Source organism: Streptomyces sp. NPDC001933 (assembly GCF_042890955.1).
Lineage (GTDB): Bacteria > Actinomycetota > Actinomycetes > Streptomycetales > Streptomycetaceae > Streptomyces.
In genome coordinates this window covers 1-8,997 of sequence record NZ_JBIASS010000071.1, presented here as the reverse complement: position 1 = coordinate 8,997, position 8,997 = coordinate 1, and the positions used below count along the sequence as shown (strand labels likewise).

9 protein-coding genes and 3 pseudogenes are annotated in these 8,997 nt (G+C 68.0%); 6 read left to right on the top strand and 6 right to left on the bottom strand.

Translation table 11 applies throughout. The features are described from left to right. Positions 1-551: 551 nt before the first annotated feature. Positions 552-737, top strand: a pseudogene (locus ACFYY7_RS44460) (transposase); the annotation flags it as partial. Positions 738-856: 119 nt separating this feature from the next. Here ACFYY7_RS44460 and ACFYY7_RS44455 read toward each other — a convergent pair. Further along, on the bottom strand, positions 857-1,495 hold the full coding sequence (locus ACFYY7_RS44455; RefSeq protein WP_388671885.1) for a LysE family translocator: 639 nt from the start codon (positions 1,493-1,495) through the stop codon (positions 857-859). 131 nt (positions 1,496-1,626) lie between these two features. Between ACFYY7_RS44455 and ACFYY7_RS44450 the strand changes: the two are divergent. Continuing rightward, positions 1,627-1,894, top strand: a pseudogene (locus tag ACFYY7_RS44450) (hypothetical protein). A 71-nt stretch (positions 1,895-1,965) separates the two neighbouring features. On the opposite strand, the gene ACFYY7_RS44445 reads toward ACFYY7_RS44450, so the two are convergent. The 3 genes from ACFYY7_RS44445 to ACFYY7_RS44435 all read right to left on the bottom strand — a co-directional run bounded on the left by ACFYY7_RS44445 (position 1,966) and on the right by ACFYY7_RS44435 (position 3,490). Beyond that, entirely contained in the window at positions 1,966-2,259 is a 294-nt protein-coding gene (locus tag ACFYY7_RS44445; protein WP_388671878.1) for a hypothetical protein, read from the bottom strand. A gap of 166 nt (positions 2,260-2,425) precedes the next feature. Further along, a complete protein-coding gene (locus ACFYY7_RS44440) occupies positions 2,426-2,959 on the bottom strand; it encodes a DUF4259 domain-containing protein (protein ID WP_388671875.1) in 534 nt (177 codons plus the stop codon). A 276-nt stretch (positions 2,960-3,235) separates the two neighbouring features. Beyond that, positions 3,236-3,490 carry a hypothetical protein gene (locus ACFYY7_RS44435; protein WP_388671872.1) on the bottom strand — a complete coding sequence of 85 codons (255 nt, stop codon included), beginning with the start codon at positions 3,488-3,490 and terminating at the stop codon, positions 3,236-3,238. A gap of 44 nt (positions 3,491-3,534) precedes the next feature. Between ACFYY7_RS44435 and ACFYY7_RS44430 the strand changes: the two genes are divergently transcribed. From ACFYY7_RS44430 to ACFYY7_RS44420, 3 genes are all read left to right on the top strand, one after another. After that, positions 3,535-3,720 carry a hypothetical protein gene (locus ACFYY7_RS44430; protein ID WP_388671869.1) on the top strand — a complete coding sequence of 62 codons (186 nt, stop codon included), beginning with the start codon at positions 3,535-3,537 and terminating at the stop codon, positions 3,718-3,720. Between the two features lie 1,135 nt (positions 3,721-4,855). After that, the gene (locus tag ACFYY7_RS44425) at positions 4,856-5,266 is read left to right on the top strand and encodes a PPOX class F420-dependent oxidoreductase (RefSeq protein ID WP_388671866.1); all 411 of its coding nucleotides are present in this window, start codon (positions 4,856-4,858) and stop codon (positions 5,264-5,266) included. 700 nt (positions 5,267-5,966) lie between these two features. Then, entirely contained in the window at positions 5,967-6,242 is a 276-nt protein-coding gene (locus tag ACFYY7_RS44420; RefSeq protein ID WP_388671863.1) for a hypothetical protein, read from the top strand. Positions 6,243-6,662: 420 nt separating this feature from the next. Here the strand turns inward: ACFYY7_RS44420 and ACFYY7_RS44415 are convergent, their stop codons facing one another. After that, positions 6,663-7,418: a hypothetical protein gene (locus ACFYY7_RS44415; RefSeq protein ID WP_388671860.1), complete on the bottom strand. Its 756-nt coding sequence runs from the start codon at positions 7,416-7,418 to the stop codon at positions 6,663-6,665. 300 nt (positions 7,419-7,718) lie between these two features. Here ACFYY7_RS44415 and ACFYY7_RS44410 point away from each other — a divergent pair. Continuing rightward, a pseudogene (locus ACFYY7_RS44410) lies at positions 7,719-8,518 on the top strand (IS5 family transposase). Here ACFYY7_RS44410 and ACFYY7_RS44405 read toward each other — a convergent pair. Beyond that, entirely contained in the window at positions 8,490-8,825 is a 336-nt protein-coding gene (locus tag ACFYY7_RS44405) for an ankyrin repeat domain-containing protein (protein ID WP_388671881.1), read from the bottom strand. The pseudogene ACFYY7_RS44410 and the gene ACFYY7_RS44405 sit on opposite strands and share 29 nt — an antisense overlap. Positions 8,826-8,997 lie beyond the last annotated feature (172 nt).

Below are 8,997 nucleotides of genomic sequence, written 5' to 3'. Positions count from 1 at the left end.
GTCGATCTCGGCCAGGCGCAGCTCTTCGCGGGCGTCGAGGTAGTCCGCCGATTCACCGGTCAGTCTGGTATGCCGCAACATCGCGTCCTCCTGGGGTGGCCGTCCCCCCGGTCCCCAGTCCGGATCACGAGCTCCCAAACTGGTTCTTTGAGTCTATAGCGTCCACGTCCGCCGACAGTTGAGCTGAGGTCCGGCTCTGTGCTAATCCGCAAGTGGACCAAGGCATTCGCGACGACGTCGATGGAGTGTCGCCGTGCCACAGCCGCCGATGCCTCTCGTTAATTCCCAGCTCAGCAGCTTGCTTCGGCTGGCAGGATCGAGGTCATGTCGATGGATCCGTTGGTGGAGTGCCCACCGAGCCGTACCGCACCGCCCCGCGCGACTAGGTTCGCTGCGACAGAAGCACGAACGACTCGGTTCGTTGAGAAAACGACTCGATTGAGTGAGACGGGTGTGATTTGACGTGGATCTCTTCGCTTTGCAGCTTCATGCTTCGTCTGGTCTTTCGTCTTGCAGAGTGACCTTTCGTCGCGGGCTCGGGTTAGAGAGTCGTGGCAGGTTCGCTGGGGGTACTGCCGGGCGGTGTCTCCGGGCCGCCGGCGGAGGGGTTCGAGGACGTCGCGCCGGTACGCGCGTTCACGTCGTACAAGGGTCAGCGGCATCTGCCGGGCCTGTGGTGGTCGTCCACGATGGGCGGGCACATCGGGTACGAGTCCTGGCTGGAGCGCGACCACGTGAAGACCGACACCGCCCGCGAACGACGGCAAGCACACGCTGGTTCTGGAACCCAGTTCTAGCCCCACCTATGGGCGATCGGTGACCCCAGCCCTGCCGCACCCGTGATCGGCTGGGCGGATCAGTCCTTGCGCCCCGTCACGGCGACGGTGACACCGAGCCCGATCATGGTGAGCCCGCCGATCCCACCGACCAGGGAAAGCCGCTGCGGTGAGCGCGCGAACCAGTCCCGGCCAGTGGCCGCGACCAGCCCCCACACCATGTCGGACGCCACAGCAATGATGTTGAAGACCAGGCCCAACAGCAGCATCTGCACCGCGACATGTCCCTGACTGCGGTCAACGAACTGCGGCAACACGGCGGCGAAGAACACGATGGTCTTGGGATTGGTCACGCCGACCGCGAACCCCTCCCAAAACGTCCGCAGACCACCCTGCGCGGCCCCCACCCCGGTGACCGCTGCCTGCAACGACCCACGCTCACGCCACGCCTTGACGCCGAGAAACACCAAGTAAGCGGCACCCGCCAGCTTGAGCACCGTGAAGACAAGAACCGAACGTTCCACCACCGAACCGACCCCGAATGCCACGGCCACGATCAGCACATAGGCGCCGAGCGTGTTCCCCACGACCGTGGTCAAAGCGGCACGGCGCCCCTGCGCCAGCGCCCGCCCGATCACGAACAGCACGCTGGGACCGGGAATCACGATCAGCAAGAACGACATGGCCGCGAAGGCGAGTAAACGGTCAGTAGACACCATGAAGCTCATGCAAACACGGAGAGGGACCGCCCTTCCAGCCGTATTCCCCATCCGAGTCCGAACACTGGAGGCGTCTGCCCGACTTCGAGGTCTGGCGGCGGGCAGCCTGATGACGGTGCCAGGGTGGAGACATGGACAATCCGGTACCCCGTCACGTCTACGGCACCGAGCCGGACGACCCCCGCCCCGGCCCGCAGCCGGGCTGTACGTACGTGGAGTTGACCGGCGGCCCCGCTCGACGGACAGCTGCTCGACGTCACCGGCTGGACCACGGAGCAGCGGGCAGGCGGTGCGCTGCTGATCACAGAGGTGGGGATGTACGGGGCGGGCGGCCGGGCCGACTACGCGGAGCGCCCCAGCGATCCGGACCGGTGGGACTGGCAAGGCGACGTCCCGTAGAGCGCGGCCTTGGCCCACGTGACTCCGGCCTGGTCGGCCGGGGGTTGCGCCGCTTACCCCCGGCTGCGCCATCATGCTGCCTGCGTCCACTGGTCCGCGATCGGCCGTAGCTGCCGTACGGTCCGGCTGCGGCGCTGCCGCCACGTCACCGCGGACACCCCGGCCCGCTCCGCGCTCTCCCGCGCCCCGTTCCGCGACTCGTCCGCGATCACCCGCGCCCGCACCACATCGAGCAGGCCGGCGGCCACAGCCCACACCAGCAGCTCGACCAGCTCGCCCCGCGCACCATCCGGGGCCTCCCCGGCCCGCAGCAGCCCGGCCTCGGCGGCCTCCCGCTGGGTCAGCATCGGACGGGTCGTGCTCATACCCCCATCATCCCCGTGGCCAGCGGTGGCTTTGCCCACGAGAACGGGCTCTGGTTCAACTTCTGTGGTGTTACGTCGCTCCCGCTCGTACCCGAATCGGGGCGATCCCGCTGACCTGCTGGTTTCCCACGTCTGCCGCGCCGTCCTTGCGATCGACAGGCCGTCATCACAGAAGTTGAGCCAGAACCCGAGAACGAGCAGCAGATGTTCGTGACTTCGGGTTCTGGCTCAAGTTCTGTGGTCCGTGACTGTGGGTAACCGATTGGATCTCGAAGAGGGCTTCCTCTTGTGGCGGGATCGGAGGGTCGAGAACGTCGCGGAGGCGGGTGATCTCCTGATGCCATTTCGGGCCGTTCGCGGCCTCGCTCCACAGCTCTACGAGTTCAGAAAGCTCAGCGACCACTTGGTCCAGGGCGTCGACGGCGAGCGTTCGGAGGTCTGCAGGGAACTCCGGCAGAGGCTCCGATGGGCCGTAGTTCGAACACGCGGGCCCGCCCTCAGGGTGCTGTGCGACAACCAGGGCTGCTGCGGCAACGGCTCGCTCGGCATCGGGGGCGCCCAGGCAGTCCACTGGGTCGGCGGCGCGTTTGAGGACTCTGCGGATCATGGGCTCACGAAATTCCACGGCTGCCTCGTCCAGGTCGTCGGCGAAGTCGGCGGCGGTGTCGTTGTCGAAGGGGCCGATGTCCCAGGTGCCCATAGGATCTCCTCGCGTAACTGTCCGGGGATCCTCGCACTGGCCACCGACATGAGGTCAGGAGGCAAGCAGTACCCGCTTGCGCAGGAGCCTGAAGCCAGCGCGTCCGTGCATCTGCCGGAACGATCGAGGAGAACCACTCAGGAGATCAACAGCGTCGATGCATCACAGAAGTTGAGCCAGAGCCCGTTCTCGCGAACAGAGCCAGCCGGGGGTTGCGGCGCTTGCCCCCAGCTGCGCCATCATGTGGCCCGGGGTCAGGCTGCCTGAGCCCACTGGTCAGCGATCGGCCGCATCTGCCGTACGGTCCAGCTGCGGCGCTGCCGCCACGTCACCGCGGACACCCCGCCCCGCTCCGCGCTCTCCCGCGCCCCAGCCCGCGATCACCCGCGCACCGTCCACGACCTCCCCGGCCCGGAGCAGTCCGGCCTCGGCGGCCTGCCGCCGAAGGACGGTACGCCAGACGGCCTCTGCCGGATCGTCCACCGGCTCGCCGAGGACGGCCGCGGCCTCGAGGACGGGGTGCCACGGCACCGCGTCCGTCTCCGACTGCTGCCCAGCAGCCGGGCTGTACGTACGTGGAACTAGTCGGCGGCGCGCTTGACGGGCAGCTGCTCGACGTCACCGGCTGGACCACGGAGCAGCGGTCCGGCGGTGCGCTGCTGATCACAGAGGTGGGGATGTACGGGGCGGGCGGCCGGGCCGACTACGCACAGCGCCCCGGCGATCCGGACCGGTGGGACTGGCAAGGCGACGTCCCGTAGGAGCGGGGGCCACCGCATTCAAGACTGGTCTCCATTGAATGCGGCCCGACCGTAGGTGAGTTTGGACCGGTCAGCCGGGGGTTGCGCTGCTTACCCCTGGCTGCCTGATTGTGTGGCCCGACACCGGAACTCCGCAGCGTCAAGCCCTCGCGAATCCCCACTCTGCCTTTCGACAGCAGCCCCTGACGGGGCGTGGGACGGAAATTCGCGAGAACTGGCTCACGACGCCGACGGAGCCGAATGTGTCTCCACGTCACCCCCCCCATACCTCGAAGGAGACCGAACATGACCACCCCGACCACGGCCCCGACCACGGCCCCGACCACGACGCCGGCCGCCCCACAGCCCCGACCACCGCAGGCCAGGCGGCCGGGGCGAGCGGTGATGCGCTGCCCGCACGATGACCGGTGTGACCGCCCGCCGTGCCCTCGGCGCCGGCCCCCAGCATCCGCGCCGCCCAGACCGACCTGCTCGACACTCTCCCCGAAGAGCGCCTGTCCGACCTCGACGAACTGCGTGTCTGAGGCGTGCTCGGTTTCCGCCCGACCATCAGCCTTTCCTGGACGCCGCCCGCCGGAGTAACGCGGCCAGTACTGGTCTCCGGTGCTCAGATTTGGCCCAAGTGGGGGTGCGCGCGCGGGTAAGCCCGGGTGCGTGGCTTTGATCGCCAGAAGGGGTTCTGGCACAACTTCCGTGATGCCGCCCCGCCTGTACTCGTGCTCGCGCCGGGCCAACCTGCTGTTTCTGCTCACCTACCGAGCCGATGCAGCGATCGGACGGCCGTCATCACAGAAGTTGTGCCAGAACCCGAGTGTCAACAGCACGTGTTCAGCAGTTCGGGAGGCACCCAGACTGCGACGTGTTCGATGTTCACGAGAACCGACAGCGCCCGGATCACCGGCAGACGACCCTCCTGAAGTTCCGTCCCGCATCGACGCGTGGCTGCGGATCCGGCATGTCGACGAACGGGCGCGGGCGGTATTCGCGCCGGGCCGAGCGATCCGTAGCGGGAAGTTCGGCGGCAGCGCGCCTGCGGGTACCTGAACCGCAAGGCGTAGCCCGGCGCCCTGGCCTGACCTCTCAGTCGGCCAAATCCATGTGCGAGACGAGCGGGGTGGCAGATAGCTTCGCCCGAATGACAGCCATGCTGAACGATTCCGTCCGGGCGCTGCTCGATGCGCCGGTTCCCGCCGTCCTCGCCACTGTCAACCCGGACGGGAGCCCGCAGACGTCGGTGGTCTGGGTTGGCCGCGACGGTGATGACCTGCTCGTCTCCACCGCTGCCGGCCGTCGCAAGGAACGCAACCTGCGCCGTGACCCCCGCGCCAGCCTGACCGTCTACGATCCGGCCGACCCGTTGCGCTACGTCGAGATACGCGGCCTCGCCACAATCACCGAGGACATCGGCCGGTCTCTAGCGGTTGCCCTCGCCGAACAGTACGAAGGCCCCGATGCCGGCCAGGAGTACCTCGAGCTCCCGGCAGAGGTACTCCGTGTTGTCGTCCGTATCAGCCCGACCAAGGTGGTCGGTACCGCGACCGCCTGACCGACCATCACCGGAGCGCCATTCGATAGCGGGGCATGAAGACCCCCGGCACTGTCGGTGTCCATGCGGAGAAGCGCAAGGACACCGACAGCGTCGACCTCCCCATGCTGGCCGCGTCCGAGGGTGCCTCGGACGCGGCCAGCAGATCCGCAGCAGGCTACGCCGCCCGCCGGGCACCGGACCGACGACGAGCACGACCAGGAGCACGGAGCCAGCACCGCGCCCGCGACTGCTGCCCGCCGAGCGGACCGAGCATGGTGCGCTCCTGGGCGCTGCTGACGCCGAGCAGCTGCCCGCGCGAAAAGGCCAGCGGATCCTCGGGCCTGGGATCTCCTGCGTCATCCCTTGCACGATCCCTTGCGGTATCTCCTGCACTATCTACTGCCCCCCTCTCTCCACGGCGTCGGGCGTTTGTGCAGGTCACCATGCCTGTAGAGGCGTGGTCGGGGTGCTGACATCCCCTCTGCGCACCCCCCTGCCGCCCGACTACCGAAATGGAGAGGGTGGGGGCGGGGCGGGCGGAGCGCCTCGGGGATCGGCGGCCGGCAAGTCCCTCTCGCGCGACGGCGGGGCCGCGCGCGGCCGGGCCTGGTGCCCGGCCGTTTCTGGGGTAGGGGCCGGAGCGCTGGAGGTGTACAGCGGCTCTGGGTGTCAGGCAGGACGTCCGGCACCACCTTGAGGGGACGATCAAGGAATGCGAATGCATGAGGATGACCTCGACCCCATGACCGACCACGATGTCGTCACCGAGCTGGTGTTCAACCAGACTCCCAACGGCGACACCGGCGCGCTCGCCCCGCGCGAGACCTTCGACTGGCCCGCGATCGAGGTTGAGCACACGGAGCACGCTCGCAGTGCCGCAGCGAGCGCATCGAGCCCCCGGGCCGTATCGAGCGGATCGTGGCCGCCGGGCGGGCGCGGGCGGACCGCGTCTTCTGTGCGCAGCCGGACGGCGTCCAACGCGCCGGATCGATGACGTCCGAGTGGCCGGCCCGGGTGAGCGTGACGCCCGGTCGGCGTACGGGGCGTCGGTTTTCTCGCCGTCCGGGTGTCCCCCGTGGCGGGGCGATCGTTGAGCCTTCCTGGCGCCGCGGTGGTCCGTGTCCCCGCACGTCGGGGGCGCGGTGCCGGTGAGCGCCGTCCGTCATCGACATGGAGGCATCCCACAGTGAACAAGCACAGGACCCGGCGGCGGCTTCTCGGTACCGCCCTGGCCGGCGTCACGGCCGCCACGACGCTCGTCGGCGTCGCCGTCGCGCCCGCCAACGCGGCGGCATGCGTTCACCCGCGGCCTGGACCGCGACACCGCCGCCGTGAACGCCGCACGGAGTGCCGAGATTCAAGGTTCGGGCCTTCCCGGAGTCCCGATGAACCACCGTGCGAGAACGGCTGGTTGCTACGCCCCCGTGACCGTGACGTCGCCGCCCTCGCTGCGGGCCCTGACCTTGCTGGGGGAGGCGTCGTCGACGGTCACGTCAACCTTGCGGTTACCGCCGGCCGTGGTGGCGTCGACGGCGTACGGGCCCTTGGGGAGCTTGACGGTCACATTGCCGCCGCCGCTCTCGGCGCTGACGCTGAGGGGAGCCGAGCCGAACGACACGTCGACGTTGCCGCCGCCGGTCTTGGCCAGGACGGTGCCGCCGAGGCCGGTGCCGGTGACGCCGAACGACACGTCGACGTTGCCGCCGCCGGTCTTGGCCAGGACGGTGCCGCCGAGGCCGGTGCCGGTGACGTTGCCGCCACCCGTGCTGGCGTCAATTTGTACGCCGACGGGGACCTCGACGCGGTAGAACACGGAGCACTTGGAGGAGGAGCCCCCGCAGGCGCTCGCCTTGAGGACGAGCTTCCCGCCCGAGACGGAGTGCTCGGTCTTCGGCTTGGCATTGCTGTACTCCAGCGTCTCGGTCACCTTGACCGAGGTGCCGGTGCCGGTGACGATCTCTATGTCGCCGCCGCGATTGTCGATGGCGACACCGGTGACCTCCTCGGTCACTTCGTACGACGACTGCTCGGTGCTGGCGGCGGACCAGCCAGCACCCCCGGACCCGCCAGCACCCCCGGACCCGTCGCATCCGGTGGTCACGACCGCTGCGGTTGCCACGGCCACCGCGCACACAACGATCCTCTTGAGGCTCCTGCTGTACGTAGTCACGAGGATCTACCTTTCTACCTTGCTGCGGGTGAGCGACTGTGCGGGTGACCTGCCGTGGGGCCTTGACCCCGAATCCTGGGGTTATGCGGCTTTGACCAGCGTAGTTGATGTTGCTGCGGTGGCTGTTTCGTAGGCGATCGGGCTGCGGTGTCCGAAGCGGGAGTGACGCCGTCGTGAAGCTTCCCCTTGATCGTGGACACCTGGAGACTGGGACGTGTGGTTCCAGAGGAAGTAGTGCCAGGTGGGAAGTAAGAGGTCATCTCATTTGGTTGAGTCGGTAGGCTGCGGGCCGTGGTGGGGATCGTTGAGCGGCTGGTGCCGAACGAGTTGTGGGAGCTGTTCCAGCGGGTGGTGCCGGAGGCTCCTTCGCGGCCTCAAGGGGGCGGCCGGCGGCGGCACGGTGACCGGGAAGTGCTGGCCGCGATCGTGTTCGTGGCCACGTCGGGCTGCACGTGGCAGCAGCTGCCGTCTGCGTCGTTCGGACCATCGGGAGCGACGGCCCACCGGCGCTTCTCGGAATGGACGAAGGCCAGGGTGTGGGCCAAGCTCTACCGCCTGGTCCTCGACGAGTTGGGGTCCCGAGGCGAGCTGGACTGGTCCCGCTGCGCAATCGACTCGGTGAACATGCGGGCCTTGAAAAGGGGGACCTGACAGGTCCGAATCCTGTCGACTGAGGCAAGTACGGCTCAAAGATCCATCTGATCACCGAGCGGACAGGTCTGCCCATCTCTGTCGGGATCTCGGCGGCGAACCTGCACGACAGTCAGGCCCTGATCCCGCTGGTGAAGGGCATACCGTCGATCCGGTCCCGCCGCGGACGCAGACGGCGCAAGCCGGGCAAGCTCCACGGCGACAAGGGATACGACTACTCCCACCTGCGACGATGGCTCCGCGGACGTGGCATCACCCACCGCATCGCCCGCAGAGGCATCGAGTCCTCACAACGGCTGGGCCGCCACCGCTGGACCGTCGAACGCACCATGGCCTGGCTCGCCGGCTGCCGACGCCTCCACCGCCGCTACGAACGCAAAGCCGACCACTTCCTCGCCTTCACCAGCATCGCCTGCACCCTCATCTGCTACCGCAGGCTCGCCTGCTGATGTGGGCACGCAGAAGCTGAACCGCCAGGTCATGGGCATAGAAAGTGGCCACGTCCAACGGTGTCCGACCGTCGGGATCTGCGAGTTCCGGATCCGCACCGAAGGCCAGCAGCACGGCAGTGGTGTGCACAGTCAACGGCCGGCCACTCTGCAGGGTGCTGTCCCCCTCGGTATCGATCGCGTGCGTCAGCAGCGTCATGTTGCTGAAGACCTCATCGGGGTCAGAACCGCTGGCGAGCAGGCGGGCCAAGGCTTCCGCATCCTCGTGCTCGACCGCGTGATGGGCTGGCGTCCAGTAGTCACTCACCAGGGCATTCAACAAGGATCGAAACGTATCTACCAGCGACTATCAGCGTTGCCAGTCACCAATTGAGATGACCTCTAAGTGGGCGGTTCGTGGGTTGATGTCCGTTTCGAAGTGAGGCTTGGGGTAGGGGTGCTGGCCACGCGGCCGGCTACTGCTGCCGGGCAAACCAGCC

Coding starts and splice junctions, on each gene's coding strand:
- ACFYY7_RS44455 (WP_388671885.1), bottom strand. CDS start 1,495: ATGGTGTCTACTGACCGTTTACTCGCCTTCGCGGCCATGTCGTTCTTG.
- ACFYY7_RS44445 (WP_388671878.1), bottom strand. CDS start 2,259: ATGAGCACGACCCGTCCGATGCTGACCCAGCGGGAGGCCGCCGAGGCC.
- ACFYY7_RS44440 (WP_388671875.1), bottom strand. CDS start 2,959: ATGGGCACCTGGGACATCGGCCCCTTCGACAACGACACCGCCGCCGAC.
- ACFYY7_RS44425 (WP_388671866.1), top strand. CDS start 4,856: ATGACAGCCATGCTGAACGATTCCGTCCGGGCGCTGCTCGATGCGCCG.
- ACFYY7_RS44420 (WP_388671863.1), top strand. CDS start 5,967: ATGCATGAGGATGACCTCGACCCCATGACCGACCACGATGTCGTCACC.